Annotated in this window: 21 protein-coding genes; 12 read left to right on the top strand and 9 right to left on the bottom strand. The window is 69.2% G+C overall.

Annotated features, from left to right (window positions below):
* Positions 1-145: 145 nt before the first annotated feature.
* The gene (locus BHS09_RS15535; RefSeq protein ID WP_140798255.1) at positions 146-550 is read right to left on the bottom strand and encodes a RidA family protein; all 405 of its coding nucleotides are present in this window, start codon (positions 548-550) and stop codon (positions 146-148) included.
* Between the two features lie 119 nt (positions 551-669).
* Here BHS09_RS15535 and BHS09_RS15530 point away from each other — a divergent pair, with 119 nt between their 5' ends.
* Positions 670-1,557 (top strand): LysR family transcriptional regulator, encoded by an 888-nt coding sequence (locus BHS09_RS15530; RefSeq protein ID WP_140798254.1) that lies wholly within the window; start codon positions 670-672, stop codon positions 1,555-1,557.
* Between the two features lie 438 nt (positions 1,558-1,995).
* Here BHS09_RS15530 and BHS09_RS15520 read toward each other — a convergent pair whose 3' ends face one another.
* The gene (locus tag BHS09_RS15520) at positions 1,996-3,336 is read right to left on the bottom strand and encodes a M6 family metalloprotease domain-containing protein (RefSeq protein WP_140790875.1); all 1,341 of its coding nucleotides are present in this window, start codon (positions 3,334-3,336) and stop codon (positions 1,996-1,998) included.
* 486 nt (positions 3,337-3,822) lie between these two features.
* Between BHS09_RS15520 and nth the strand changes: the two genes are divergently transcribed.
* Together nth and BHS09_RS15510 are read left to right on the top strand one after the other, a co-directional pair.
* The gene (gene nth, locus BHS09_RS15515; protein WP_140790874.1) at positions 3,823-4,455 is read left to right on the top strand and encodes an endonuclease III; all 633 of its coding nucleotides are present in this window, start codon (positions 3,823-3,825) and stop codon (positions 4,453-4,455) included.
* A gap of 125 nt (positions 4,456-4,580) precedes the next feature.
* Complete coding sequence (locus BHS09_RS15510; protein ID WP_140790873.1) at positions 4,581-5,912, top strand: DUF418 domain-containing protein; 1,332 nt, start codon at positions 4,581-4,583, stop codon at positions 5,910-5,912.
* A 19-nt stretch (positions 5,913-5,931) separates the two neighbouring features.
* Here BHS09_RS15510 and BHS09_RS15505 read toward each other — a convergent pair whose 3' ends face one another.
* Positions 5,932-6,324, bottom strand: a complete 393-nt coding sequence (locus tag BHS09_RS15505) for a hypothetical protein (RefSeq protein WP_237078318.1) — start codon at positions 6,322-6,324, stop codon at positions 5,932-5,934.
* Between BHS09_RS15505 and BHS09_RS15500 the strand changes: the two genes are divergently transcribed.
* The 3 genes from BHS09_RS15500 to xdhB all read left to right on the top strand — a co-directional run bounded on the left by BHS09_RS15500 (position 6,317) and on the right by xdhB (position 12,198).
* On the top strand, positions 6,317-7,339 hold the full coding sequence (locus tag BHS09_RS15500; protein ID WP_237078317.1) for a PPC domain-containing protein: 1,023 nt from the start codon (positions 6,317-6,319) through the stop codon (positions 7,337-7,339). The genes BHS09_RS15505 and BHS09_RS15500 overlap by 8 nt on opposite strands.
* Before the next feature lie 204 nt (positions 7,340-7,543).
* The gene (xdhC, locus tag BHS09_RS15490) at positions 7,544-8,380 is read left to right on the top strand and encodes a xanthine dehydrogenase accessory protein XdhC (RefSeq protein ID WP_140790872.1); all 837 of its coding nucleotides are present in this window, start codon (positions 7,544-7,546) and stop codon (positions 8,378-8,380) included.
* 5 nt (positions 8,381-8,385) lie between these two features.
* Positions 8,386-12,198, top strand: a complete 3,813-nt coding sequence (xdhB, locus tag BHS09_RS15485) for a xanthine dehydrogenase molybdopterin binding subunit (RefSeq protein WP_174258788.1) — start codon at positions 8,386-8,388, stop codon at positions 12,196-12,198.
* A 30-nt stretch (positions 12,199-12,228) separates the two neighbouring features.
* Here xdhB and BHS09_RS15480 read toward each other — a convergent pair whose 3' ends face one another.
* Entirely contained in the window at positions 12,229-13,230 is a 1,002-nt protein-coding gene (locus BHS09_RS15480; RefSeq protein WP_237078315.1) for an AraC family transcriptional regulator, read from the bottom strand.
* A 133-nt stretch (positions 13,231-13,363) separates the two neighbouring features.
* On the opposite strand from BHS09_RS15480, the gene BHS09_RS15475 reads away from it, so the two are divergent.
* Complete coding sequence (locus tag BHS09_RS15475) at positions 13,364-14,155, top strand: hypothetical protein (protein ID WP_140798252.1); 792 nt, start codon at positions 13,364-13,366, stop codon at positions 14,153-14,155.
* Positions 14,156-14,159: 4 nt separating this feature from the next.
* On the opposite strand, the gene BHS09_RS15470 is transcribed toward BHS09_RS15475, so the two are convergent.
* Positions 14,160-14,966, bottom strand: coding sequence for a hypothetical protein (locus BHS09_RS15470; protein WP_140790868.1), 807 nt, complete (start codon positions 14,964-14,966; stop codon positions 14,160-14,162).
* Positions 14,967-15,219: 253 nt separating this feature from the next.
* Between BHS09_RS15470 and BHS09_RS15465 the strand changes: the two genes are divergently transcribed.
* Positions 15,220-16,503, top strand: coding sequence for an endonuclease/exonuclease/phosphatase family protein (locus BHS09_RS15465; protein WP_140790867.1), 1,284 nt, complete (start codon positions 15,220-15,222; stop codon positions 16,501-16,503).
* 43 nt (positions 16,504-16,546) lie between these two features.
* Here BHS09_RS15465 and BHS09_RS15460 read toward each other — a convergent pair whose 3' ends face one another.
* Positions 16,547-18,847 (bottom strand): PQQ-dependent sugar dehydrogenase, encoded by a 2,301-nt coding sequence (locus tag BHS09_RS15460; protein WP_237078314.1) that lies wholly within the window; start codon positions 18,845-18,847, stop codon positions 16,547-16,549.
* Positions 18,848-19,138: 291 nt separating this feature from the next.
* Between BHS09_RS15460 and BHS09_RS15455 the strand changes: the two genes are divergently transcribed.
* Positions 19,139-19,543, top strand: a complete 405-nt coding sequence (locus tag BHS09_RS15455) for a hypothetical protein (RefSeq protein ID WP_140790866.1) — start codon at positions 19,139-19,141, stop codon at positions 19,541-19,543.
* On the opposite strand, the gene BHS09_RS15450 is transcribed toward BHS09_RS15455, so the two are convergent.
* The gene (locus tag BHS09_RS15450) at positions 19,531-21,732 is read right to left on the bottom strand and encodes a hybrid sensor histidine kinase/response regulator (protein WP_140798251.1); all 2,202 of its coding nucleotides are present in this window, start codon (positions 21,730-21,732) and stop codon (positions 19,531-19,533) included. The two genes, BHS09_RS15455 and BHS09_RS15450, sit on opposite strands and share 13 nt — an antisense overlap.
* 181 nt (positions 21,733-21,913) lie before the next feature.
* On the opposite strand from BHS09_RS15450, the gene BHS09_RS15445 reads away from it, so the two are divergent.
* Positions 21,914-22,339, top strand: coding sequence for a GAF domain-containing protein (locus BHS09_RS15445; RefSeq protein ID WP_140798250.1), 426 nt, complete (start codon positions 21,914-21,916; stop codon positions 22,337-22,339).
* Positions 22,332-23,036, top strand: a complete 705-nt coding sequence (locus tag BHS09_RS15440; protein ID WP_140798249.1) for a TVP38/TMEM64 family protein — start codon at positions 22,332-22,334, stop codon at positions 23,034-23,036. Before BHS09_RS15445 ends, BHS09_RS15440 begins: the two co-directional genes overlap by 8 nt.
* A 9-nt stretch (positions 23,037-23,045) precedes the next feature.
* Here BHS09_RS15440 and BHS09_RS15435 read toward each other — a convergent pair whose 3' ends face one another.
* A complete protein-coding gene (locus BHS09_RS15435) occupies positions 23,046-23,735 on the bottom strand; it encodes a hypothetical protein (RefSeq protein ID WP_140798248.1) in 690 nt (229 codons plus the stop codon).
* On the bottom strand, positions 23,722-24,366 hold the full coding sequence (rdgC, locus tag BHS09_RS15430) for a recombination-associated protein RdgC (RefSeq protein WP_011553181.1): 645 nt from the start codon (positions 24,364-24,366) through the stop codon (positions 23,722-23,724). The genes BHS09_RS15435 and rdgC overlap by 14 nt, the downstream gene beginning before the upstream one ends.
* Positions 24,367-24,515: 149 nt before the next feature.
* On the opposite strand from rdgC, the gene dacB reads away from it, so the two are divergent.
* Positions 24,516-26,000, top strand: a complete 1,485-nt coding sequence (gene dacB / locus BHS09_RS15425) for a D-alanyl-D-alanine carboxypeptidase/D-alanyl-D-alanine endopeptidase (protein WP_140790861.1) — start codon at positions 24,516-24,518, stop codon at positions 25,998-26,000.
* Positions 26,001-26,058 lie beyond the last annotated feature (58 nt).

Below are 26,058 nucleotides of genomic sequence, written 5' to 3'. Positions count from 1 at the left end.
ACGCTCCGCCCCGGGTAGTGGCCACTCACACCGGCTGCGAGCCATCAAACGCCGCGTCGTGCTGCCAGTTGTGGATGCAGTCCTGCCACCGAGCGTCCCTCGGTTCATCGGCCGTGGGGCGCTCATGCGCGGGGTACAGCGTGGGTCAGCCCACGACCGCGGTGGCTTCAATCTCAACGAGGACGTCCGGCTCGAAGAGCACGGAGACGCCAATCAACGAGGCCGGCGCCGGCACGATGTTCAACTCCTTGGAGATCTGCTCGATGCCGGCCAGAAAGTCGGGCATCCGCTCGTGCTTCCAGTCGACCACGTAGATTGTCAGTCGAACGACGTCGCTGAACGTCGCCCCGGCCGCCGCGAGAGCGATGGCGACGTTGCGGTAGGCCTGCGCCACCTGTCCAGCCAGGTCGCCCCGAGCGACGAGCTGCCCATCCGGGCCGTACGCGACCTGACCTGCGATGTGCACCTGCCGGCTTCCGGTGGCGATCGCCACCTGTCGGTACACGTCGGGCTTCATCATTCCTTCGGGGTTCATCAGGGTGACAGGCATGGGGGCTCTCCAATGAGCGGGCGTGAGGGAAGAAGCGATTGCCGAACGCGTATACCGAGCCCACTGACGAACGGCGTTCCCCACTCCAGCGATGCGAGGGCTACAATCGAGCGCCCGCCATGAAACGCGCCCATCTGGATGAGATCTTCGCCTTCATGGCCGTCGTGGACGCGGGCAGTTTCGTCAGCGGTGGCCGGGCCATCGGGCTGACGCGCTCGGCGGCTGGCAAGGCCCTGGCCCGGCTGGAATCCCGCCTTGGGGTGCGTCTGCTCAATCGCACGACGCGCCACCTGAGTCTCACCGACGATGGCCGTGTCTTCCATGAGCATTGCCAACAAGTCCTGGCGGCTTTGGATGAAGCGGAAGCCAGCGTCGGAGATCGCACGGGCACGCCCCGGGGCGTCTTGCGGCTCACCGTGCCCGACGCATTCGGCAGACTGCATGTCCTGCCCGTGCTGAAGAAATATCTGCAGACCTGGCCCGACGTGCAGGTGGAGGTGAGCTTCACCGATCGCGTCGCGGACATCATCGAGGAAGGTTACGACCTGGCCGTGCGCATCAATGTAACCAGCACCGATACGCGACTGGTGTCCCGGCTCGTGGCGCAACATCGGGTGTTCGTCTGCGCCGCCCCCTCGTACCTGGCCGCGCGCGGCGAACCCCAGACGCTGGAGGAGCTCGCGACGCATGATTGCCTGCTCTTCAGTAGCCGGGGGCGACGACAGCGCTGGCGACTGCGCCCGAAGGATGGCGCCTATGTGACGGTGGAGGGTCGAAGCCGCCTACGACTCGACAGTGGCGAGGCCATCCGGGACGCGGCTGTCGCGGGACTGGGCATCGCCTTTCTTCCCAGCTTTCTGGTCGACGAAGACCTCGCGCGTGGACGCCTCAAGGCGCTGCTGCCGTCATGCGAGACGGAGGTCGTCCGGATCATGGCGTTCTACCCGAGCAAGCGTCACCTGCCAGCCAAGGTGCGGCGCTTCATCGACCTGCTGGTCGAGCAATAGCGCGCGAAGCCGCCCCACCTTCGCCCCGAGTGAGTACGCCAGCGACATCGCCTACTGACTCGGGGCGCCCTCGCCACCATGGATTGAGAGAGGTGTCTCAGGAATCCGGGAGGCGGAGGACCTCCAAGCCTCCTGGGCGCGAGAAGTACCGAGCGTGCTGAGACTTGCGGATGCGGCAGGAGACCGAGTCTCCTGCCGCCAATTCGCGGGACTGGCCCGGCTCCGCCGGGACGTAGACTCGAATCGACGAGCCCTCGATGCCTCTCAAGAGATTGGCGAAGCCCTCGACGGCCTGCACGTGTGTGACGGCGAGTTCGAGAAGACCATGGTGTGGAACGTCACTCTGCGGCCGCCATGAGAGGACCTGCCCCCTCACGTCGGCCCAGTTCTCCTGAATCTGCACCATAAGCGTCGCCCCTCGCGGCCAGCACTGCGCGCTCACTCAGGCCAGTCATTGACCAGCTGCTGCAGGACGTCTCTGGTTTTCTGCGCCCTGCTGACTTCGACATGAGCCGTCATTGACATCCCGGAAGGGCTGATGTCGGAAATGGACACGCAACTGTCACGCCCGGAATACGCACGGGAACTCGGACGGGTGCCGAATTCAAAGCGCGAATTACCAGAGCTACCAGGGAATGGATCCCCGTCGTCGCCCCGGTTGACGGCACGGTCCAAATCCTCCAAGGCATCCGCCTGAACCAAGCGAACTCGAGGATGGACTTCGTTCGTATTGTCCGGAATGGACTCATCCACGTGATACACGAGCAGTCCCGAACCAGGCAGGAATCTGTCGTACTGGTTCTGCTGGCGGTTCTCGACCAGGAAGTACTCGGAGCCCGGCACCCCGTTCTTCCAAAGCCTGTGCACCGAGTGCTCCGTCTTGACGTCGGTGAAGTTCACGCTCCTGTTGGCGGTGTAATTGACGATGGAGACCCATCCCTGCCTGGCCTTGCACCAAGCGGATGGATGGGCCGGGACATCGCCGTTGTTGTTCCAGCTTCCACCCGCCATCAAACACCAGTTCCCGAGCCCTTCCGAGGTGCCATCCGCGTCGTACAGGTCCGGCCAGCCGAACACGAGGTGCCCGATTTCATGGCAACAAACGCCGATCTTCGCATCCTCCGGGATGGTCAGATACCCGAAGATCTTGGCCCCCTGCGCATTGTGTTCCCCGCCGAAAAGAACCCACTTGTGCGACCAGATGTCGCCAGCGCTGCCGGTCTGCTCGGCGCCACCGCCTGAGTGGACCACGATGAACGCGTCGACGAAGCCGTTTCCATCGTTGTCGTAGGGCGCGAAGTCCACGCTGGCCGCGGCTTCGGCGGCATGCCTCGCCATGGTCCGCGCGTTAGGCTCCGGATTGTCAGTGCCGGAACCGCCCCCAGCGTACTGGGCCAGCTTCAGAGGCATGCGATACGGACCGACGACCTGCCCCACGATGTCGACGAGCCCATGACTCGCCTCGGCGAAATACTCCCGCACACTTCCTGTCGGGCTCTTGCCTTGTGAGAAGAAAAGGTCCTCGAATTGCTGCCGGCTTCGATTCATGGGCCTGTCTTCGAAGTCGACGAGAACGACGATGACGCGCACTTGCCCCCGAAGTGGCTGGCGCTCAAGGGCGAAGTTGCGGACGCGATTCGGCCCGGTGCCCAGCGGGAAATACGAGCCTGGGATGATAAGGCCGTCGTTCAACCCCATGGCGTGCGTCTCACGAAGGAGGAGCCGTCGGCCGAAGAGGCTTTCCGATACGGCCTGGATACCCTGGAAACGCTCCTTCATCCTGCTCCGGAGCTCTGGACTTGGAGGAACGCGGCAAAACCGCTCGACAGGTGATTGACCGCTGCACATACGCCCCACCCCTTTCGCCAGGCCCGACACCAAGACACTTCTTGTCCTACTGTCTCATCCTGGTGCCTGTTTGAACTGCACAGTCAGTGCCAGAACCTTCTCGGCGAGATGGTGTGTCTTCGAAGCAACGCATGACTCGAACCAGCGGACGACATGGAGCGCGCAAAGGGCTGTGCACAGAACTGTCGTTGCACTCGGACTCATGAAGTGGTCCTGTGAACAGGGCTGAAGAGGGAAGATGTTTGGAACGACTGCCGGCCTGGGAGCCACGCCCCCCTCACTTGTCCAGTGCGGAACAGAAGCACCGCGACCTCTACGTATTCGGCTTTTTCTCGACCAGGCGCCTGCTGGGCGGCGCCCAAACGCTCGTGGCACATGTCAGACGCTCCAGGTAGGGTGGTGCTCACTCACGCCACCATGAATCCCGCCGAGAAAGCCGCCCTCTTCCTCGAGCGCCTTCGGGAAACCCATCCGGATGCGCGCTACGAACTCAACTGGTCCACGCCCTTCGAGCTGCTCGTCGCCACCATCCTGGCCGCGCAGTGCACCGACGAGCGCGTCAACCGCGTCACCGCCACTGTCTTCCCCAAGTACCCGGGGCCACAGGCCTTCGCCGACGCGGACACCGCCGCGCTCGAGGAGGACCTCAAGCCCACCGGCTTCTTCAAGCAGAAGACGAAGTCCGTGCAGGCCATGAGCCGCGCGCTCCTCGACAAGTTCGGCGGTGAGGTCCCCCGCACCATCGACGAACTGGTGACGCTCCCGGGCGTGGCGCGGAAGACGGCCAACGTCGTCCTCAACACCGCCTTCAATCTCCCCTCCGGCATCATCGTCGACACCCACGTGGCGCGCGTCAGCCAGCGCCTGGGCCTGACGAAGAAAGACAAAGCCGAGGCGATTGAAGAAGACCTGATGAAGCTGGTGCCCCAGGATCAGTGGACCTTCTTCGGCCCCGCCACCGTCCTCCATGGGCGTTACACCTGCACCGCAAAGAAGCCGAAATGCGACGACTGCATCGTGAAGGATGTGTGCCCGCGTATCGGCGTGTAACCGCATCCCTGTCCGCTTGTGGGATATGAATGCCTTTTCGCGTCCGCTCCTGGGACGCGAAAAGACACGCATCAAAAACGGAGGAATTCGCAATCGATGTGGCTGTATGACGTTGTTCAGTCATCATGCCCAACGTCCCTTCCTCCGTTGCATCCGCGCCGCTCGCCGAAGCCCGCCCGGTCGAGGCAGGTGAGCGCCTGGAGCTGCTCGACGCGCTGCGTGGCTTCGCGCTCTTCGGCATTCTCATCTCCAACGTGCAGATGTGGTTCAGCGGCAGGGTGTTCCTGTCCCGGGAACAATTCGAGGCGTCCATCGCCAATGCCTCGCTCCTGGACACCATCACCCGGTATGCCTTCGAGGTGCTGGTCTCTGGGAAGTTCATGACCCTCTTCGCCTTCCTCTTCGGCCTGGGCTTCGCGGTTCAGCTCGGCCGGGCCGAAGCGCGAGGTGGCGGCTTCGTCCCGCTCTACGCGAGGCGGCTGACGGTCTTGCTGGTGGTGGGGGTCCTGCACCTGTTCCTGCTCTGGTACGGCGACATCCTCTCCTCGTACGCGCTGATGGGCTTCGGCCTGCTGCTCCTACGGCGGCGTTCGGACCGGACGCTGCTCATCATCGCGGCGGTGCTCGTCCTGGTGTGGCCGCTGCTCATGACCCTCCTCTGGCGGCTGCCGCAGCTCCTGGCGGACTCACCCGAGGCCGGTGCCGCGGTCATGGCCGCGGCTCGCGAGAAGTCCACCGCCATTCACACGCGGATGCTGACGGCCATCACCGGGGGAAGCTGGTGGGACGTGACGAAGACCAGCGCCGGGTTCTACCGCGACGAGTTCTTCACGATGATGCTGGCCGGACTGCTGACCTGTCTGGGCCGCTTCGCGCTCGGACTCTGGGCGGGACGGCGCGGCATCTTCCAGGACGTCCCCGCCCACCTGGGTTTCTTTCGCCGCCTGCTCGGCTGGGGGCTGGTGGCCGCGGTGGTGGGCTCCGTGCCCGGCGTCGTGGTGACGGTGCTCATGCAGAAGAAGGTGCTCACGCCGGAGACGATGCCCGTGTGGCTGCCCCTGGGGCTGGCGCCGCTGCGCAACCTGGCACAGGTGGGGCTCGCGGGCGTGTATCTGGCGGGCATCACCCTGCTCTTCCAGCGCGCAACCTGGCAGCGGGCGCTGGGACTGCTCGCGCCCGCGGGACGCATGGCGCTGACGAACTACCTGTCGCAGACGGTCATCAGCCTGCTCATCTTCTACGGCTATGGCCTGGGACAGGTGGGCAAGCGGGGCCCCTTCGCGTGTGTCGTCATCTGCGTCGGCATCTTCTGCGTCCAGGTCCTGTGGAGCCACCTGTGGCTGTCACGCTTCCGCTTTGGTCCAGTGGAGTGGGCGTGGCGCTCGTTGACGTACGGGAAGGCACAGCCCATGCGGCGCGCCGTGTCCGACACGCCGCCCGCGCCCCTGACGGCGTGACGGGCTCGACCTGGCGACGTCAGTTCGTGACCGCCGGGTGAGGAACGGCCACCCTCACCCGGAAACCGAAGCCGATCCAGAGATGGAAGGCGCGCTCGCGGAGGCTTTCGCTCCCCGAACCGTTGAGCAGGCGTACATCCAGCTTGTCGTACTCGCCACCAGTGCCAGTGACGAAGAGCCCGGCCCAGAAGTTCCCGCCGAAGTTCTTGTCGAACCCGGCCTGGAGCGTGACGTCGGGCCCTGAGTAGGTGACTTCAGCCGCGGGCACCGAGAACGAGCTCGTATCGTAGCCAAGTGCCACCCCCGACCAGAGGTCGATGGGGCCCGCTGGGTTCCAGTGGTAGTTCCCCTGGAGGCCGAAGCGAAGGTTGCTGCCTTTGCACGTCCGCTCAGCGGAGCAGCGAATGCGCATCTGCGCATTCTACAGCAGCTTCGACGCGACCTTGGCCACCCAGTGCCAGTTGGACGACCTGGGCCGGGATGACCACGCCAATACGCTTCAAGGGGCGACTCCGCTGACGGCGGGCACCCCCGTGGCCGTACGACTCCACGGCCCCAACGACGTGGACGTCTTCTCCTTCTTCGCCACCGCGGGGCACATCTACGACATCCGCTTCCTCCCCGCCGTCAATGAGTGGCGCTTCAGGCTCACGGACGCGGACGGCAAGACGCTGGCGGAGACGCAGTGGAACCGAATCGTCCATGAAGCGGCGTCGACGGGGACGTACTACGTGCATCTGCTGCCAAATTCATCCTGGGGGAGCGACATCGAGGTGCGGGTCGACGACCTGGGGACGGATGACCATGGCGGTACCCCCCAAACGGCCACCCGCGCGGACGTGGGGGAAACCGTCACCGGGCTCATCCACAAGGAGACGGACCTGGACGCCATCTCGGTTCCGCTCGACGCGGATGTGTTCTACCGGCTGTCCTGCACCCGGGCATGTACGCTGACGACGCGCACTTCCGGCGCCCCCCTCTACATGCTGAAGGTCGAGGACGGCTTGTGGCACGTCCATACGCCGGCTTCGGGGCTCGTCACGTTCATCGTCAGCTCGAGGTCCATTCCCTACCCCTTCACGTTCAAGTTGGACCAGGCGAGCACGGATGACTACGGCGACGACGCCGAACACGCTACGCCGCAGACCGTTCCCGTGAACGTGGCCGGCGTCTTCGAGTTGGGCTCGGACGTGGACGTCCTTTCCTTCGAGTTGGAGGCGGGCCGGACCTACGTCGTGAGCGGCGGCAGAACGACCATCCGGATCCTTGATCCCCATGGCGCGCAGGTCCCCCTGCCGTACGAGGCGGGAACGGGGAACCAGACCTTCACGGCCCCATCGTCCGGGACGTATTTCGCGGAGCTCAAGTCTCAGCAGCCCTTCCTGACGCGTGAGACGGCCTGGAGTTTCTCCCTGCGCGAGCAGTGAGCACTTTCCCCGTCGCCGCACAACAGCGGGAGGAGGCCACAACGTGCGCTACCGCACCGGACTCAAGGGCCGCCTGATCGCTGAATTCAAGGAAATGCGGGCCCGCCGCCTGCCCGACCGCCAGGTGCGCTACGGGTTTTGAACCGGACTCCGTTTCATGGACGTGACGTGGGCGGCCCGGCATGTGGCAGACTCTGCCGGACAATGTGGGATTGGATCCGCCAGCTGGCGGAGTGGTCGCGGGACGATGTTCCGTTCGCCGTGGCGACCGTGACGGTGTGTCAGGGAAGTACCCCCGCCAGGCCCGGCGCGAAGCTGCTCGTCCGCGCGGACGGGACGTTCCACGGCACCGTGGGCGGTGGCCACCTGGAGCAGCTCGTCCTCGCGGACGCCCGCGCCTGCCTGGAGAAAGGGGAACCCCGTGCGTACCGGTATCCGCTGGGCTCGAAGCTCGGCCAATGCTGTGGCGGCGTGGTGGACGTCTTCATGGAGCCGTTGAACCACGGCCCGCGCCTGTACCTCTTCGGCGCCGGCCACGTGGGTCAGGCCCTGTGCCGCACGTTGGACGGCACCCCCTTCCAGGTCCACCTCGTCGACGAGCGCCCCGAATGGGTCCACGGCGAGCGCATCCCCGCTTCGGTCATCCGCCACGAGGAGCCGTGGGACGTCTTCGCCTCGCGCGCTGTCTGGGACGTGCGCCGCACGTACATCGCGGTGATGACGCACCGGCATGACCTGGACCAGGACATCATCGCCTTCGCCTTGGAGAAGCCCGCGCGCTACGTGGGCCTCATTGGAAGCAACACCAAGTGGGCCCGCTTCCGTCAGCGCCTGGAGGCCCGGGGCGCGACGGCGGCGCAGCTGGCCCGCGTGCGCTGCCCCATGGGGCTGGAGATTGGCGGCAAGTCGCCTCAGGAAGTCGCGGTGAGCATCGCCGCTGGACTCCTTCAGCTCCATCACCAGGGCGCAGACACCGAAACTACCGCCGAGGCCCCGCCCTCGGAGACGCCCCGCCTGCGCGGGGGCTCGTCAGGAGAGTGAGCAACATGTTCGAGTTTCAGCTCAATGGCGCGACGGTCCGCGTCGATGGCGTCTCCCCCAACACCACGCTGCTCGACTTCCTGCGTGCCCGCGGCCTCACCGGCACCAAGCAGGGCTGCGCCGAAGGCGACTGCGGCGCGTGCACCGTGGCCCTGGTGGATCGGGACGCCCAGGGCAACCGGTGCCTGCGCGCCTTCAACGCCTGCATCGCCCTGGTGCCCATGGTGGCCGGCCGTGAGCTGGTGACGGTGGAAGGCGTGGGCAGCTGCGAGAAGCCCCACCCGGTGCAGCAGGCCATGGTGAAGCACTACGGTTCGCAGTGTGGCTTCTGCACGCCGGGCTTCATCGTCTCCATGGCGGAGGCGTACTCCCGCAAGGATGTCTGTACCCCGTCAGCCGTGGCGGACCAGCTCTGTGGCAACCTCTGTCGCTGCACCGGCTACCGCCCCATTCGCGACGCGATGATGGAGGCGCTGGCCCAGCGCGACGAAGGACCGGCGCCCGCCACGGCGATTCCCTCCGCGCCGCTCGAAGGTCCCGCCGAGCCCCTGTCCCCGCTGCGCTACGAGGCCGGTGGACAGACCTTCCTGCGCCCCACGTCGTGGGAGGAGTTGCTCGACCTGCGCGCGAAGCACCCGGAGGCCCACCTGGTGGCGGGCGCCACTGAGTTGGGCGTGGACATCACCAAGAAGGCCCGCCGCTACCCCTTCCTCATCTCCACCGAGGGCGTGGAGTCCCTGCGCGCGGTCCACCGTGGGGAGGATGGCTGGTACGTGGGCGGCGCGGCCTCACTGGTGGCGCTGGAAGAGGCCCTGGGTGACGAGCTGCCCGAGGTGAAGAAGATGCTCAACGTCTTCGCCTCCCGGCAGATTCGCCAGCGCGCCACGCTGGCGGGCAACCTGGTGACCGCGTCGCCCATTGGCGACATGGCGCCGGTGTTGCTTGCCCTGGATGCCTCGCTCGTCCTGGGCTCGGTGCGGGGCGAGCGCACGGTGGCGTTGTCCGACTTCTTCCTCGCCTACCGGAAGACGGCGCTCCAATCGGACGAGGTCGTCCGCCACATCATCATCCCCCACGCCGCCGTGCCCAAGGGCGGCCGGCGGCTCTCCGACTCCTTCAAGGTGTCCAAGCGGCGCGAGCTGGACATCAGCATCGTCGCCGCGGGCTTCCGCGTGGAGCTGGACGCGGGCGGCGTGGTGACGCTGGCGCGCCTGGGCTACGGCGGCGTCGCGGCCACGCCAGTGCGTGCGCGCCGCGCGGAGGCGGAGCTCACCGGGCAGCCCTGGACGGCCGAGACGGTGGCGCGAGCGCTGCCCGTGCTCGCGGAGGAAATCACGCCCATCAGCGACCTGCGCGGCAGCGCGGAGTACCGGCGGGGACTGGTGGCGGGCCTGCTGGAGAAGTTCTTCTCCGGCTCGCACAGCCCGGCCCTGGACGCCGCGCCGGGCTTCGACGCGGGTGAGGCCCAGGCCCCCGCGGACGCGGGGCGCGCGCTGCGGCACGAGAGCGCGCTGGGCCACGTGACGGGCAGCGCGCGGTACGTGGACGACATGGCGCAGAAGCGGCCCATGCTGGAGGTCTGGCCGGTGTGCTCGCCCCATGCGCACGCCCGCATCCTCAAGAGAGATCCCACCGCGGCGCGCAAGGTGCCCGGCGTGGTGAAGGTGCTCATGGCCGAGGACATCCCCGGCATGAACGACACCGGCCCCATCCGCCACGATGAGCCGCTGCTGGCCGACCGCGAGGTGCTCTTCCACGGGCAGATTGTCGCGCTGGTCGTGGGCGAGTCCGTGGAGGCCTGCCGCGCGGGCGCACGCGCCGTGGAGGTGGAGTACGAGCCCCTGCCCGCCATCCTCACGTTGGAGGACGCCGTGGCGCGGAGCAGCTACCACACCGAGCCGCACGTCATCCGCCGGGGTGACGTGGACGCCGCGCTGGACAGCAGCCCCCACCGCCTATCGGGCACGCTGGCCATTGGCGGGCAGGAGCATTTCTACCTGGAGACGCAGGCCGCCTTCGCCGAGCGCGGTGACGACGGCGACATCACCGTCGTGTCCTCCACCCAGCACCCGTCCGAGGTGCAGGCCATCATCTCCCACGTGCTGCACCTGCCGCGCAGCCGCGTGGTGGTGCAGTCACCACGCATGGGCGGCGGCTTCGGCGGAAAGGAGACGCAGGGCAACGCGCCCGCCGCGTTCGTCGCGCTGGCCGCGTGGCACACGGGACGCTCGGTGCGGTGGATGCTGGACCGCGACGTGGACATGGCGGTGACGGGCAAGCGCCACCCGTTCCATGCCTCCTACGAGGTGGGCTTCGACGACCAGGGGCGGCTGCTGGCCCTCCGCGTCCAGCTGGTATCCAACGGCGGCTGGTCGCTGGACCTGTCCGAGTCCATCCTGGACCGCGCGCTGTTCCACCTGGACAACGCGTACTACGTGCCGGCGCTGGCGTACTCCGGGCGGGTGGCGAAGACACACCTCGTCTCCAACACCGCCTTCCGCGGCTTCGGTGGTCCGCAGGGCATGCTGGTGACGGAGGAGGTCCTGGCCCGCGTGGCCCGGGCCGTGGGGGTGCCGGCGGACGAGGTCCGCGAGCGCAACCTCTACCGCGGCACCGGGGAGACGAACACCACGCACTACGGCCAGGAGCTGGAGGACGAGCGAATCCTCCGCGTCTGGGAGGAGCTCAAGAAGTCCTCGGAGTTCGAGCGCCGGCAACGCGACGTGGCGGCGTTCAACGCCCAATCCCCCTTCATCAAGCGGGGACTCGCCATCACCCCGATGAAGTTCGGCATCTCCTTCACCGCCACCTTCCTCAACCAGGCCGGCGCGTTGGTGCATGTGTACCGGGACGGCTCGGTCATGGTGTCCCACGGCGGCACGGAAATGGGCCAGGGCCTGCACACCAAGGTGCTGGGCGTGGTCATGCGCGAGCTGGGCGTCACGGCGGACGCAGTGCGGATGGCGAAGACGGCGACGGACAAGGTGCCCAACACCTCCGCCACCGCGGCCTCCAGCGGCTCCGACCTGAACGGCGCCGCCGTGCGCGTGGCCTGCGTCACCCTGAGGGAGCGGCTGGCCCCGGTGGCCGTGCGGCTGCTGTCGGACCGGCACGGGCGCAGCGTGGCGCCGGATGCCCTGATGTTCGGCGACGGGAAGGTGGGCCTGCGCGGTGAGCCCGAGCTCGCCCTGCCCTTCGCGGACGTGGTGGAGGCGGCGTACCTGTCCCGGGTGGGACTGTCCTCGACGGGCTACTACCAGACGCCGGGCATCGGCTACGACAAGGCCAAGGGCCGCGGACGCCCCTTCCTCTACTTCGCCTACGGCGCGGCGGTGTGCGAGGTGGAGGTGGACGGCCACACGGGCGTCAAGCGCGTGCTGCGCGTGGACCTGCTGGAGGACGTGGGCGATTCGCTCAACCCCGCAGTGGACCGCGGGCAGATTGAAGGCGGCTTCGTCCAGGGCCTGGGCTGGCTCACGGGCGAGGAGCTTCGCTGGGACGCGAATGGCCGGCTGCTCACGCACTCCGCAAGCACCTACGCGGTGCCGGCCTTCAGCGACGCGCCCATCGACTTCCGGGTGCGGCTGCTGGAGCGGGCGCACCAGCACAACACCATCCACGGCAGCAAGGCCGTGGGCGAGCCGCCGCTGATGCTGGCCATGTCCGCGCGTGAGGCCCTGCGAGAGGCGGTGGCAGCGTTCGGCCAGGCCGGTGGCGACGTGGAGCTGGCGTCCCCTGCCACACACGAGGCGCTGTTCCTCGCCATCCAGAAGCGGCTGGCGCGCGCGGCGGCGGAGGGCGGGCGCGAGGCGGCCTGAGACGCCGCTCGGACGAACGGCGGTCCAGGCTCAGCGTGGGGCCTGGAGCCGCGCCCTCCGGAAGCCTTCCGGGCTCACACCCCACCAGCGCTTGAAGGCGCGGTGGAAGGCCACCGGGTCCGCGTAGCCGAGGAGGAAGGACACCTCGGCGATGGACATGCGGCGCTGGAGATAGGACTCAGACAGCTCGCGGCGCAGGGCTTCGACAATCGCCGCGTAGCTCTGCCCCTCGCCCGCGAGCCGGCGCTGGAGCGTCCGCGGCGGCTGCCGCAGGGCCCGGGCGACGGCCACGAAGGAGAAGTCCCCGCCGGCCAGTTCGCGCCGGACTTGCTCCCGGACGCGCTCGGTGGTCGTGGACACGTCCGGCAGCCGCTCCAACGCGCGCTGGGCCTGACGTTGGAACATGGCGTTGAGCAGCGCGTTCGCGTGGATGAAGGGCCGCTGGGCGTCCTCGTGGGAGAACTCGATGGCATTGAAGGGCGCGCCGAACTCCAGCGGGCACCCGAAGAGGGCCTCGTGCTCGCGGCGGTCCGCGGGCGCGGTGTGGGTGAAGCGCACGACGAGCGGCCGGACGTCCACGCCCGTGAAGGCCCTCACTCCGGTGGCGAACTGCACCAGCGCCGCGTCCACCAGGTGCCGGTGCGCGGGCCGGGGCGCGCCCACGGGCGTGAAGCGCATGCGAACTCCGCGCTCCGTCTCCTCCATCAGGAAGCGCTCTCCGTCTCCCCAGACGCGCTGGTAGCGGCAGCCCCGCTCCATGGCGTCCCGCAGCGTCGCGCAAGTGAGGACGACGAAGGTGGCCGGGTCATCCAGGTCCACCACGTCCACGCGGGCGATGTGCAGCCCCAGGTTCGCGTCCCCGGACAGCTCCGCCGCCCGCTCCAGCAGGCCGTCCAGCGCGGCGTAGGGGATGCGCAGCTCCGGGTCGTCCAGGTCCTCCATCCGGAAGCCCGCCTCCCGGCAGAGCGCCTCCACCGGCAGGCCCAGCGTCGCCGCGAGCCGGAGCGCCTGCCGCGCCATGCGCGCGGACAAGGATGGCTCGGAGGATGAGGACGGAGGCGACTGCGCCACGAACGGGACGCTAATGGCGCGTTGGCGCGGACAGCAAGCCGTTCTGTCGCCATCCGTCAGTGCGCGGACGGCGAGGGGCCTGCACGCTCGGACCATGGACGACACGCCTTCGCTGCTCCCCCGGCTGCACCTCTTCGAGTTCACCGACCAGACGTGGTTCCCCGACGCGCTGAGGGACTTGACGACCGACTACCTCCACACCATCAGCACGCGCATGGGCATCTTCGACGCGGCCGCGGAAATCCTGGCGCGCGGACTGAACGCGGCGCAGGGCCAGGAGCTGGTGGACGTGGGCTCCGGCGGCCGGGGCCCCCTGCCCCGCCTGCGACAACTGCTCGCGGAGAAGCACGGCATCGATGCGCGCGTGGTGCTCACCGACAAGTTCCCCAATGCCCAGGCCGCCGAGCGGGCGCGGGCAGAGGGCGTGCAGTACCTGGAGCGCTCGGTGGACGCGCTCCAGGTCCCGGCCGACCTGCGGGGCATGCGCACCCTCTTCAACGCCCTGCACCACTTCCGGCCGGACGAGGCCCGCGCCGTGCTCGAGGACGCCCAGGCTCGCGGCGTTCCCATCGCCGCGTTCGAGACGGTGCGCCGCACGCCCCCGGCCCTCCTGTCGATGTTGCTGGTGCCCCTGCTGGTGCTGCTCTTCACGCCCTTGGTGAAGCCGCTGACGCCGCTGCGGCTGCTGCTCACCTACGTGGTGCCGGTGGCGCCGCTCATCATCTGCTGGGACGGGTTGGTGTCCGCGCTGAGGACGCATCAGCCCGACGAGCTCCGGCGCATGACGGAGGCCCTGGCGCGCGAGGGCTACACCTGGGAGGTGGGCGAGGCGAAGGCCCCGGGCAAGGCCGCCATCACGTACGTGCTCGGGCGGCCCACGCGCTGAAGTGTCAAGGTGCGTGCAGCAGCATCAGCAGCACGAAGAGGCCGTTGAGGCCCACGCCCACGGACATGTAGTTGCCGCTCGCCCGGGACATGCCGGCCGCGACGTTGACGTGGCCGAAGTACCCCAAGGCCAGCCGCGTGCCCACCTCCGCGCCGACGTTGAAGCCCGGGTCGCGTGATGCGCGTGTCGCCGTGCCCATCATCAACCGGCCGTAGGGCACCACCCAGGCATTGACGAAGTGCTGGTAGCCGACGAAGCCGTTGAACTCGGAGATGCCCCGGCTCGTGTAGGCCAGGTTCGAGCCGATGTTGAGTCGCCGTTCCAGGAAGGCCATGGGCTGGATGTTGAGGGCGAGGTCCGCCGTCGGCCGCCAGGCCCCCACCCGGTACTGCATGGCGAAGTCGAAGGCCGGTTTGTCCAGCGCCGGTGCCTCCCTCCGGAGCTTGGCCGCTGCCCGAGCGTGGGCCTCGCCACCGCGCGCGTCGTAGAGGTCCGCGAGCGCCAGGGCGCCCTCCTCACTGTCCGTCTCGTACACCGTGACGAACGGCGCCTCGGCGCCCGCGAGGTTGCCGTCCGCCATGCGCAGGCGCCCCAGGGCCAGGCACCCCTGCGTCGAGCCACCGTCACACGCCTTGGAGAAGGCCGTCTCCGCCTGGCTCCGGTCTCCGTCCTGGAGGAGCTGCTCTCCCCATTCGTTGCACGCCCACAGCTTGCCCTTCTCACAGGAGGCGCTTCGGGGCACCACCTGGCCGGTCGTGGCACACGCCACCAGGAGAGGAGCCATCACCGCCAGGAACACCAATCGCCGCATGTCCGGTATTCAACCACAAGCGCGCCCGGGCTTCCTCGGTATCCAAGCCCGGGACGGCGCGCCCGGAGGCCTGGCCGCCCTCCATCCGAACGGAGCAGCCCGGCCAGCCCTCCATTCCCTGGGAGCCCCCTGGTCATGGGGAGGGCGAGCACAGACCTTGAGGGCATCGAGGAGGACCTGTGGCGCCAGTTGCCTTTCACGAAGACACCTTCCGCCCTCAACCCGCGCAGCCGCTCCCGCGGAAGGAGCCCCGATGAAGGTTCCGGAGATGCTGGAGCACCTGCCGGGGGTCGGCCCCCTGCTTGGCCGGATTGCGCACGGGCACGAGGGCGCCCTTCCGCGCCGGGAGACCACCGTGACGCTTCCGGACTTCGCCGCTGTGTCCCTGCCCAATACGGAGCGAGCGCTGGGCGACGGCCGCACGCTGGTGGTCCGCAACCCCGCGGTGCGCTCGCCGCGCGGGCCAGGGCTCACGGTGATGACGTACAACATCCTGCTCGGTGGGCAGCGCCGACAGGCGCTGCTGGACTACTTCGACAACCTGGAGGCCCGGGGACGGCTGCCGGACGTGCTGGGCCTGCAGGAGGCCAACGTCCCCATCGCCGTGCTCCTGGCGGAGCGCTACGGCTTCCACCTGGCGTACCAGGGGCATGACGGCGGCCCCGGCGCGCGGCTGGTGAACGGAAAGGCCTTCCTCACCCGGCACCCGCTGGTGGACGCGGCGCACTTCACGTACGCCACCCCCGACGCGGAGCGGGACGCGGCCATCATGCGCCGTGGCGGAGACCCCTGCGAGATACCCGAAGACCGGGGCGCGCTGTACGTGCGCCTGGAGGTGGAGGGTCACCCGGTGGTGCTCTACAACGTGCACCACACCCTGGGCGACTCCGGCATCAACGCCCGCAACCTCCGCCAGCTCAACGCGTTGCTGCAGCACCGTGAGGTCATGCACGCGGTGGTGCTGGGGGACTTCAACGCCAACACCGCCATCAAGACAGGCGGCTCCTGGCTGATGGCCCACCTCAGGACGTACGACGACACCGACACGGTGGAGGAATACGAGGTGCGCTACGGCGCGCCCCACGCCAGCGTGGGGGACGAAGGGGTGGGCAACATCGCCGACCCGCGGTTGCGGCACGAGCTCCACGTGCTGGAGCAGAGCATGCCGGAGACCATCGCCCATGCCACCACCGCACAGGTGCGCCTGCCGGATGGCTCGCTCATGACGCCGAAGCAGGCGTGCGCCGAGCTGCGCTCCGGCCGGGTGCAACGCGGCAGCGAGCAATGGCTGCGGCTCCAGGACATCGCGGACAGCGCCACCCTCACCTCGCTGCCGGATGAGAATGGCGTGGTGCCCGCGACGGGCAAGCGCTTCGACAACATCTACGCCAGCCCTGGACTGGTCCCCCGCCTCTTCGAGGTGGACCGCAGCACCGAGTCCTCCGACCACCAACCCGTGGTGGCCCACTACGACGTGCGGACGCCAGGGTTGAAGGACGGCAAGCCCGCTCCCGACACCGTCCAGCGGCCCACCTGAGGCGCCAGCCGCACAGATGCTGGCGCTCCCGTCCCGCGAGGCCTCAGGGCCCCGCGGGACACGCGGGCAGGGACGTAATCCACGCGTCCACGAGCCCCGTGCCCTCGATGTCCTTCACCGCGCTGGCCAGCGGCGGCATGCGTGTCGTCGACAGCGAGTGCATGCGCCGCGACAGGACCGACTTCGACGGGTCTCCCGGCGCGACCAGCATCGCTCCGGCCACGCCCAGCTCACCGTGCTCTGGCGCCACACCACAAATCTTCGCTGCGGCGAGCGGCGTGGAGTAGCGCAGGTCCGACACACCGCGGCCCAGGCCATTGGGCCGGTGACAGACGGCGCAGTTGGCGTGCAGGTAGGCCCGCGCGCGCGCCTCCACGGGCTCCGGTCCGGCGTAGGCAGGCATCCGAGGCAGCTGCTCCACCGGGGCCGGCAATTTCAGCACGCCAATGTGCTCCAGGGTCCGGAGCTGCGACGCGATGCGCCCGCCCGGGTAGGTGTAATCCCCGTTGAGCTGCGCGACCTCCAGGCCCAGCACGAAGCCCGCGGCGGCGGTGTGACACTGCATGCATTCACCCCGGCTGGGGTACGTCCACGTCTGCGCCCCCACCGTCTTCACCTTGCCCGTCTCCAGCAACGTCGCGTCGGTACCCGCATCATTCCACTCGTACGAGTAGCCCGCCCAGACGCCGTCCGGATGGCGCATGAAGAGGCGCGTCTCCACACGCTTCCCGCCCAGGAGGAACGTCTTCACCGTCACGGTGCCGGGGGGCGCGTCCAGCACGCCCTCCGGCCCCACCGTCATCACCGCCCCGTCTGGAACGCCCATGAACCGCTCCTTCTGCGCGCCGTCCGACCACAGCGGGGCATTCACGCCATACGGGATGAGGCCCGCCGAGGGGAGGTTCGGGTTCGTCGGGTCCGCGCAGCCCGTGGCGGACAGCAGTGTGGGGAACGCCTCGCCACCCGGTGCGGGAGGCAGAGACGCGTGGATGCGGTGCAGTCCTCCCCCCGTGAAGTCCACCACCAGCAGCTCGCCGTCGTTGAGCTCGGCGAACGAGGAGATGCTGAGCGCCGTGGTGACGAGTAATTGGGGCACCGCGGCCGCACCCGGCAGGGCGTCTCCTGGCAACGTCCAGATGCGGCCCGAGCCAAAGTCACCGAAGACGTACTTGCCCGCGAGCGCCGGCACGGCGGTGCCGCGGTACACGTAGCCGCCGGTGACGGAGACGCCTTCGGTGCGGCCATAGACGGCCACGGGCGGCGTCAACCCGGTGGCGCGGCAGCCGCTACCGCGCGCGCACTCGGTGCCCTCCAGGATGCTCCAGCCGTAGTTGCCTCCCAGCTCGACGCGGTTGATCTCCTCGAGGAGCTTTTCGCCCACGTCGCCCAGCCAGAGCGCGCCCGTGCTCCGGTCGAAGCTCCAGCGCCACGGGTTGCGGAAGCCGGTGGCGTAGATTTCCTTTCGCCCGCCGGCGGTGGCGTAGGGGTTGGTCGGCGGAATGGCATATGGCCGCGCGCTGTCCACGTCGAGCCGCAGCATCTTCCCCAGCAGGAGCTCCGGATTCTGGGCCGTCCGGTTCGGGTCCAGGCGTCCGCCGCCGTCACCGTAGGCGAAGTAGAGGAAGCCATCCGGTCCGAACGCGAGATGGCCGCCGTTGTGGGTGGAGAAGGGCTGGTCCTGTTCGAGCACGACCTCCGCGCTCGCCGGGTCCAGGGTGGCCCCACCATCCGGGCTGCGGTAACGGACGATGAACGAGCGTAGACCACCCATGGCGGTGTTTCCGACATAGGAGAGGAACACCTGGCCATTGGTGGCGAACGCCGGGTGGAAGGCCATCCCGAGCAAGCCCGTCTCGTCATGCTCCACGATCACCTGCCTGGAGATGTCGACGAACACGGAGCTGACGGGCGGCGTGGCGTCCTTGTCGAACACGCGCACCCGTCCCCCTCGCTCCACCACGTAGATGCGGCGGCTGTCCCCCGGCGCCTGGAGGGCGAACAAGGGCTGGGTGAAGCTCACGTCCGGGAACGCGCGCGAGATGGTGGCCCCCGCGGGGTCCGGGGGCCGGGGAGGCGCTACACACGTAGGGTTCGCGGGGCGCGCGTCCAGCCCGAAGGGCACCTGGGAATCCGGGCCCCCACCATCTGGCACCATCGGAGTGCTCCCGTCTCCGTCCGTGCCCGGCCCCCCTTCGGATGGGGGGTCGATGATTTCATCTTCGTCCCCAGGGCGACCGGAACGGTCTCCCGAGGAGCCAGGACATGCGAGCGAAATGCCGAGCAGGCCCATCGCGAGCGCCACAACGCCCAGCAGCATCAAGAGAGACGGTCGTCGTTGTTTCATGGCGCTGCTGTGGTGGTTCGGGAAGGCGTGGAACGCCAGGGGACTGGACCTCGCGTCCAAGGCGTCCTCTGCCGGATGCCGGACCGCGTGGGTGGCAGTCGTCGTGAAGTAGGCCCGCGCATCGTTCCGTGGACGTCTCCCCCCGGACACGGCGCGTCATCCGACAATCTTCCCGCATAGGACAGGCGGCGGAACGACCCCTTCCCTTGCCGCATTGTCCCGGGGCGGACGGCCGTGCGGGGGCCGGCCTCACCGCGCGGAAGCCCCTAGATTGCTCGGAAAGGAGGCCTCATGAAGACAGGCAGTGGGACATCCCGATTCTTTCGTCCGTTCGCGGGCGCTGCGCTCACCGCCGTGCTCGGCCTCTTGGGAGTGCCCGCGGCCGCGGCCGCCCAGGGCGTCGTGCCGCAACTGTCCTGCTACCAGCGCGCGACCGATGGCGGACTCGACGACTCCCTGGCCACGCAGCTCTGCCGCGGCGCCCGTTCATCCACGCCCGCCGACTGCTTCGTGCGCGCCCAGGAGGAAGGCTCCCTCACGCAAAGCCAGGCCGTCCAGCTGTGTCAGTTCGCCGCGCCCGACGAAGACCCCGCGGGTTGTTACCTCCAGGCCCGGAAGCAGACCTTCACGGACGCAGCGCGCGTGTTGCAGCTGTGCCAGCCCGCGGTCCAGAACTGTCCCGGCTACGTGGAGTGAGCCGGCGCGGCTCGCTTCCTCGGCCGCAGCAACTCACGCAGACGCGTGAGGTCCACCGGCTTCACCAGGTGCTCGTCGAAGCCCGCCTCCAGCGCGCGGCGCCGGTCCTCTTCCAGGCCGTAGCCCGTCACGGCGATGAGCAGCAGGTCGCGCCCCTCGTCCGTCGAGCGGAGCGCGCGCGCCACCTCGTAGCCGTCGAGCCCGGGCAGGCCGATGTCCAGCAACACGACCTCGGGACGCAGCTCGCGCGCCCGCGCCAGACCCGAGGGACCGTCCTCCGCTTCGCTGACGGTATGCCCCTCCAGTTCGAGCAACTCGCGGACGAGTTGCCGGCTGTCGGTGTGGTCATCCACCAGCAACACGTGGCGTCCGGAGGCCGGCGCCATGGGAGCGTCTTGAAGCCGAGGCGCCTGTTCGACCTGGCCGCGCGGCAGCCGCACCGTGAAGGTGCTGCCCTTCGCCAGCCCGTCACTCTGCGCGCGCACGGAGCCGCCATGCAGCTCCACCAACCGCTTCACCAGCGTGAGGCCAATGCCCAGGCCTCCCTGCGCGCGGTCCAGGGTGCGCTCCGCCTGGAAGAAGAGCTCGAACACGCGCTCCTGGAGCTCCGGTGACAGGCCATCTCCGGTGTCGGACACCTCCAGCACCACGTGGCCGGGCTCCTCCCGCGTCACCACGCGGATGCGACCGCCGGGCGGCGTGTACTTGAGCGCGTTGGACACGAGGTTCGTCACGACCTGCTCCAGGCGGCTCGCGTCCCCCTCCAGCCAGGCCCGCGGGGCCTCTACCTCCACCTGGTGCGCCTGCGTCCGTCCGGAGGACTCCAGCGCCGCGACGGCCCGCCGCACGCACTCCGACAAGTCCATGGTCTGCTTCTGGAGCAGGATGCGGCCACTGCTGACCCGCTCCACATCGAGCAGGTCATCCACCAGTCGCGCCAGGTGGAAGGCCTGCCGCTCCACCAGGGCGCGCGCCCGCTCGCGGCTGGCGGCGTCCTCCGTCACCGACAGCACCTTCACGCCGCTGGTGATGGCGGACAGCGGATTGCGCAGCTCATGGCCCAGCATGGCCAGGAACTGGTCCTTGGCGAGGTTGGCCGCCTCGGCCTCTGTCATCTTCGTCCGCAGCGCGCCCTCGCGTTCCATCACCATGGCCGCGGTGAGCGCGAGCGTCGCCCGCAGGTCCTCCAGTTCGGAGATGCCCGTGGGCCCCACGTTGGTGAAGGCATCCGCAGAGTCCGGGCGCTCCCGGGCCGCGCGGGCCAGGGCGCGGAGCGGACGCGTCATGCGGCGGCTCACCCAGGCGGCCCAGGCGGTGGCGATGACACAGCACCCCAGCCCCGCGATGAGCAACGCGACCAGGGATTGGTTCACCGACGCAGTGAACACCTCGCGAGGCCCCGAGAACGACACCGTCCAAGGCACCAACTGCAAACGCGCGTAGGCCGCGAACGACTTCATCCCATCCACCGTCTGCGACGCGAAGAAGCCCTCGCGGCCCACGCGGATGTTCTCGATGTATTCGGGCCGGGCCTTCGTTCCGACGAACCGGGCGCGGCCCCGGCTGCGCGAGAGGATGACGCCCTCCTCGTCCACCAGCGTGCCCACCCAGTCCCCCTGGATGCGCTGTTCGTCCCAGAGCTTGTCGAAGTGCTGCATGGCGTACGTCGCCACCAGCACGCCCGCGAGCACGCCCTGGCGCCGCACCGGCATCGCGACCACCACGGTGGGCGGCCCCTGGAAGCGCTGGTAGGGGAAGTCGGAGATGACCGCGCGTCCCGTCTTCACGACCTCGCGCACGAAGTGCCGTTCATCCACGAGCGCCGCCAGGTCGGTTCCGAAGGGCTGGTCCGTGGTGAACATCGTCCGGCCCTCCACATCCAGCAGGACGAGCGAGCCCCACTGTGCCTGGGACTCCACCACGGCCTGGCAGGTGGCATGGAAGGTCTTCAGGTCGCCTTGCGCCAGCGGGGCCGAATGCGACAGCACCTCCAGCGCCCGGACGGACTGCCCCAGCTCGCGTTCCACGACGAGCGCCAACGCGCGGGCCGTCTCACGCATGCCCTGGGCCCGGGCCTCGCGCTGCGACGCCGCGAAGCGGTTCACCGCCCCCGCCGCGAAGAGCACGAGCGGCACCAGCAGGCCGAGCGCGAGCAACCCGAGATAGAAGCGAAGCGAGCGCGGCTTCATCGACCTGCGGCCTTCCAGCGGAGCATCGCGCCACATCCTGCACGGGCGGGAGTACGGGGTGCCCTCCAGTACATTGGAGTGACGTGGGCTGAACAGTCTCACGGAGGATGGGTTCGAACGTCGACTTGAGGCCGCGGCGCGTTGACTGCGGGCGAAGCCGGGGCGCACAGTTTTCCGCGCCATGAACGAAAAGAACGCGTCCTACCAGTCGTGGCTGGAGTCGTTCGCCAGCGAGCACGGAGCCATCGCGGGCACCGTCCACCTTCAGCGGGGAGACGACCTCTTCCTCGTGGCCGCCCTCAACATTCCGCCGCCGTTGATGACGGCCGTCCAGCACGTGCCGCACGGCAAGGGAATGGCGGGGCTCGCCCAGGTGCGCAAGCAACCCGTGCAGACGTGCAACCTGAAGGAGGACACGTCCAGCGACATCAAGCCGGGCGCGAAGGCGGTGGACGCGCGCTCGGCGGTGGCGATTCCGGTGCTCGATGCGACAGGCCGTGTGCGCGCGGTGGTGGGCATCGCATTCACCGAGGAAGGCTCGCTGGCCGCCGAGCGCGAGACGTCCCTGATGGCCGCGGCGTCCCGGCTCCCCATCGCGGATGGCTGAGCCCACGCCGGGCCTGACGGCGGCGGGCGAAGGCCGGCTGTTCAGTCGCGCCGTCATGGGCTGGGCGGCCTTCAGCGGGCTGCTGCTGGCCGCCATCCTGCTGCCCTTCGCCTGGTTCGGGGACAGCCTGGAGGCGGCGGCCGGACACTTCCTGGCCACGCGGCCACCATCCTGGCAGGTGGCGCTGCTGCTCGGGGGACTGCTGGCCGGTGATGCCCTGCTGCCGGTGCCCTCCAGCCTGGTGGGCACCGCCGCAGGGGGACTGCTGGGCTTCTGGGTCGGCGCGGCCACGTCCTGGCTGGGGATGATGGCGGGCTGCGCGGTGGGCTATGGCTTGGGCGCGCGGGCCGGAACGGCGGCGCTGCGGCGCATGGCGGGTGACGCCGAGTTGGACCGGCTGACCCGCGCCGCCGAACGGATGGGGCCCTGGTTCCTGCTCGCCTTCCGCGCGGTGCCAGTGCTGGCGGAGACGTCCGTGCTCTTCGCGGGCACCAGCCGCATGCGCCCCCGAACGTTCCTCACCGTGAGCGCCCTGGCCAACCTGGGCGTGTCGGTGACCTATGCCGCGCTGGGCGCCAGCGCCGCGCGGCTGGAGTCGTTCCTGCTGCTCTTCGCGGGCATGGTGCTGCTGCCCGGCCTGGCGCTGGCCTGGATGCGGCGAAGGACACCACCGCATCCGGACCCCGCGACACGCTAGACGGCCCGCTCAGCTCCGCGCCGTGCGAGCGTCACGGCCCCGGGCGCGGGCGGCCTTGGCGAGCGCGTCCGCACCCTTCTCGTCGCCGCGCATCCACTCCTTCATCGCGGGGACGACCGTCTTGCTCCAGCCCTTGCTGGCGCGCACCGACAGGTAGTCCTGCACCAGCGCGTCCACCATGGCGGCCAGCTGTTCCATCAGGAAGAGCCGCTCGGAGAGCTGGTCATCCTCCTCCTCGCTCATCAGCGCCGGCAGCTTGCCCGCGCGGATGTCGAGGAACTCGGAGTCCACCGTGGCCTCGAACTCCCTCTCGCCCTGGGTGAAGCGCAGGCGGGCCTGGGCCACCAGCAGCCCGCGGTCCAGCGAGTGCTTCACCTGCTCGGAGTACGGCGCCAGGGTGCCCTTGGCGCTCATCTCCGTCACCTCACCGGACACGCCGCGCAGCACCACGCGGCCCATGAAGAGGACGCTGACGCCTTCACCCTCCACCTCGACGAGCGGCCCGCCGGCCTCGGTGCGCCACAGGAGCCACGTGAGGAACTCGCGGCCCAGATAGGCGCGGCCACGCAGCAGCTGATCTTGCGCTTTGCCCTTTTCGACTTCGGCCTCGTCCTTCGTCTCCTCGGTGGCGCCGCCGTCCACGCCGACATCACCGCGCATGAAGGCCGCTTCGGCCCGCGCCTCGTCACGCCTCGCCATGTGCCACCTCCGCCGTCGCCGGCAGGTCCATGCCAATCAGCTCCGTGGTGGGCCCCAGCAGGGACTCATCGATGCCCGCCGTCTGCGCCATGGCCGACGGCGTCATGCCGAAGAACTTCACGTTCAGCCCGCCCTCCAGCGCGACGGTGATTTCGTCCACCACCTTGCGCGACGCGGACCAGATCTGCACCTGCTGCGTCTTCAGGTTCCAGCTCACGTCCACCGTCGACGTGCGGGGCGTGGCGCGGGTGCGGAGCATCTGGCGGATTTCACCGCGGCTCTGCGTCTTCTCGCCCCGGCTGGGCGGGCGGCCATTCTCCTTCTCGAAGGCGGCGGCCCACTTCGCCAGCTCCGCCTTGAGCGCCGCGGCCGGCACCTTGATGGTGTCGATGCGGAAGGCGAACAGGGCGTACTCGCCATAGTAGAGACGGCCAGCGGAGAACTCGCTGGACTCCTCGTTCTCCAGCTCCACGAAGCCGACGGCGCGCTCTTCTTCGGAGCGGCGGTCGATGGGCTCGAACGCGTGCGCCTTGAGGCCGCGCGTCAGCCAGCGTTTGACATCCGAAGGCGCTTCCTTCGCCGGTTCGACCCGGAAGCGCGACAGCGTGACAGCACCACGAAGGACAGGCATGGGGCGCGGCAGGATGGGGTGCGAGCGCCGTGCCGTCAAGGCACTCGGCGTGGCTGACGGCGCCTTCCTCGTGGCCGCGCTCCCTTTCCAGGCAACCTGTCCCCGGCCGCATGACAGGTCCGCCCCGCGGCGGTAGCGTGCCGGGCGACATGCGCCGCGTCCTGTCCGCCTTGCTGCTGCTCGTGGCCCCCCTGGTACTCTCCGGCTGCTTCCGCGAGACGCGGCCCGAGGGCGACACCCTTCCCTCCCTGGCCCGCGCGCTCTTCGACACCCTGGAGGCCGAAGGCGCCCTGGCCAGCGCCTACGTGGTGGACGCACAGACGGGCGAGCCACTCTTCACCCACCGCGAGCACGTCCGGCTCCTGCCCGCCTCCACGCTCAAGGTCGTCTCCACCGCGTCGGTCCTCTCCGCGCTGGGCGCGGACTTCCGCTTCCAGACGCCGGTGGCCCTGGAGGGCACGCTGGATGGCGGGCTCTTCCTGGGCGACATCGTGGTGGACCCGACGGGGGACCCGTCCCTGGGCTCATGGCGCTTCCCCGAGACGGCGCTGGCGTGTGAGCAGGTGGCGGATGCCCTCCAGGCGCGCGGCATCCGCCAGTGGCGCGGGCAGGTGCGCGTGCGCGGCGCGAAGGAGGCGGAGTTCCCCTTCGGCCCCGGCTGGGCCTGGGATGACGCCGCGTATGCCTACAGCGCGGCGCCAACGGCCTTCGTCTTCCGGGAGAACGTGGTGGACGTGGCGCTGTCCCGGGCGGCGGGCGCGGACTGCGCGCAGCCCGCCACCATCCAGGTGACCCCCGCCTTCGCGACGCTGACGGCCGTGGTGGGCGTGGACACGAACGCGGAGCGCCCCTCCCTGGCCTGCGTGCGCCAGCGTGGCGGGCCCGGCGTGCGCTGCCTGTGGCGCTCCACTGCGGACACCTGCCCCCGCTCCGCCGCGGTGAGGCTGTCGGTCGACGAACCCGAGCAGCTCTTCTCCGCCTGCGTGGAGGCGGCCCTGCTCACGCGCGGCATCCCCCGACTGCCCATGACGCTGGAGGCGCCCACGCCGCGGCAACCGTCCGTGCCCGCGCCCCTGGTCACCCTGGTCAGCCCGCCGCTGTCCGAGCTGGTGAAGGTGACGAACAAGGAATCCCTCAACCTGTACGCGGAGCGCCTGGGCCTGCGCTTCGCGCGCGAGCTCACGGGCACGGAGAGCTATGGCGCCCTGCGCACCGCGCTGACGGAGGAACTGACCCGCCGAGGCATCCCCTCGCGTGACTTGCGCCCGGTGGATGGCAGTGGCCTGTCCCGGTACAACCTGGCCACCGCGCGGGGACTGGTGCGCGTCATCTTCACCAGCCTGCGTGAAGCCTATGGCACCGCGCTGCTGGACAGCCTTCCCGTGGCCGGCCAGGACGGCACGCTCGCGGCCCGCCCCGTCACCGCCGACACCGCGGGCCACATCCGCGCGAAGACGGGCACGCTGTCCGGTCAGCGGTGCTTCGTGGGGGTGGTGGACCGGCCGGGAGACGCGCGGCACCCACGCGTCGTCTTCGCGCTGATGCTGGGGAACATGGACGACGGCACCGCACTGCCCGCCAATGAGGCGTTCGACCGGTTCGCCGCGGGGCTGGTCACACTGCCGCTGCGCTGACCGCCAGGACGCACCGTCTCATTCCCAACGGTTGCACGGCGGAGGTGCGGGCGAACAC

The organism is Myxococcus xanthus (assembly GCF_006402735.1).
Taxonomy (GTDB): Bacteria; Myxococcota; Myxococcia; order Myxococcales; family Myxococcaceae; genus Myxococcus; species Myxococcus xanthus_A.
The sequence above is the reverse complement of the archived record's forward strand: the minus strand, read 5'-3'. Positions and strand labels throughout refer to the sequence as shown.

Excerpts from the sequence above, each read along its gene's own strand:
- BHS09_RS15535 (WP_140798255.1), bottom strand. The coding sequence starts at position 550 with ATGCCTGTCACCCTGATGAACCCCGAAGGAATGATGAAGCCCGACGTG.
- BHS09_RS15530 (WP_140798254.1), top strand. The coding sequence starts at position 670 with ATGAAACGCGCCCATCTGGATGAGATCTTCGCCTTCATGGCCGTCGTG.
- BHS09_RS15520 (WP_140790875.1), bottom strand. The coding sequence starts at position 3,336 with ATGAAGGAGCGTTTCCAGGGTATCCAGGCCGTATCGGAAAGCCTCTTC.
- nth (WP_140790874.1), top strand. The coding sequence starts at position 3,823 with ATGAATCCCGCCGAGAAAGCCGCCCTCTTCCTCGAGCGCCTTCGGGAA.
- BHS09_RS15510 (WP_140790873.1), top strand. The coding sequence starts at position 4,581 with ATGCCCAACGTCCCTTCCTCCGTTGCATCCGCGCCGCTCGCCGAAGCC.
- BHS09_RS15500 (WP_237078317.1), top strand. The coding sequence starts at position 6,317 with ATGCGCATCTGCGCATTCTACAGCAGCTTCGACGCGACCTTGGCCACC.
- BHS09_RS15505 (WP_237078318.1), bottom strand. The coding sequence starts at position 6,324 with ATGCGCATTCGCTGCTCCGCTGAGCGGACGTGCAAAGGCAGCAACCTT.
- xdhC (WP_140790872.1), top strand. The coding sequence starts at position 7,544 with ATGTGGGATTGGATCCGCCAGCTGGCGGAGTGGTCGCGGGACGATGTT.
- xdhB (WP_174258788.1), top strand. The coding sequence starts at position 8,386 with ATGTTCGAGTTTCAGCTCAATGGCGCGACGGTCCGCGTCGATGGCGTC.
- BHS09_RS15475 (WP_140798252.1), top strand. The coding sequence starts at position 13,364 with ATGGACGACACGCCTTCGCTGCTCCCCCGGCTGCACCTCTTCGAGTTC.
- BHS09_RS15470 (WP_140790868.1), bottom strand. The coding sequence starts at position 14,966 with ATGCGGCGATTGGTGTTCCTGGCGGTGATGGCTCCTCTCCTGGTGGCG.
- BHS09_RS15465 (WP_140790867.1), top strand. The coding sequence starts at position 15,220 with ATGAAGGTTCCGGAGATGCTGGAGCACCTGCCGGGGGTCGGCCCCCTG.
- BHS09_RS15460 (WP_237078314.1), bottom strand. The coding sequence starts at position 18,847 with ATGAAACAACGACGACCGTCTCTCTTGATGCTGCTGGGCGTTGTGGCG.
- BHS09_RS15455 (WP_140790866.1), top strand. The coding sequence starts at position 19,139 with ATGAAGACAGGCAGTGGGACATCCCGATTCTTTCGTCCGTTCGCGGGC.
- BHS09_RS15450 (WP_140798251.1), bottom strand. The coding sequence starts at position 21,732 with ATGAAGCCGCGCTCGCTTCGCTTCTATCTCGGGTTGCTCGCGCTCGGC.
- BHS09_RS15445 (WP_140798250.1), top strand. The coding sequence starts at position 21,914 with ATGAACGAAAAGAACGCGTCCTACCAGTCGTGGCTGGAGTCGTTCGCC.
- BHS09_RS15440 (WP_140798249.1), top strand. The coding sequence starts at position 22,332 with ATGGCTGAGCCCACGCCGGGCCTGACGGCGGCGGGCGAAGGCCGGCTG.
- BHS09_RS15435 (WP_140798248.1), bottom strand. The coding sequence starts at position 23,735 with ATGGCGAGGCGTGACGAGGCGCGGGCCGAAGCGGCCTTCATGCGCGGT.
- rdgC (WP_011553181.1), bottom strand. The coding sequence starts at position 24,366 with ATGCCTGTCCTTCGTGGTGCTGTCACGCTGTCGCGCTTCCGGGTCGAA.
- dacB (WP_140790861.1), top strand. The coding sequence starts at position 24,516 with ATGCGCCGCGTCCTGTCCGCCTTGCTGCTGCTCGTGGCCCCCCTGGTA.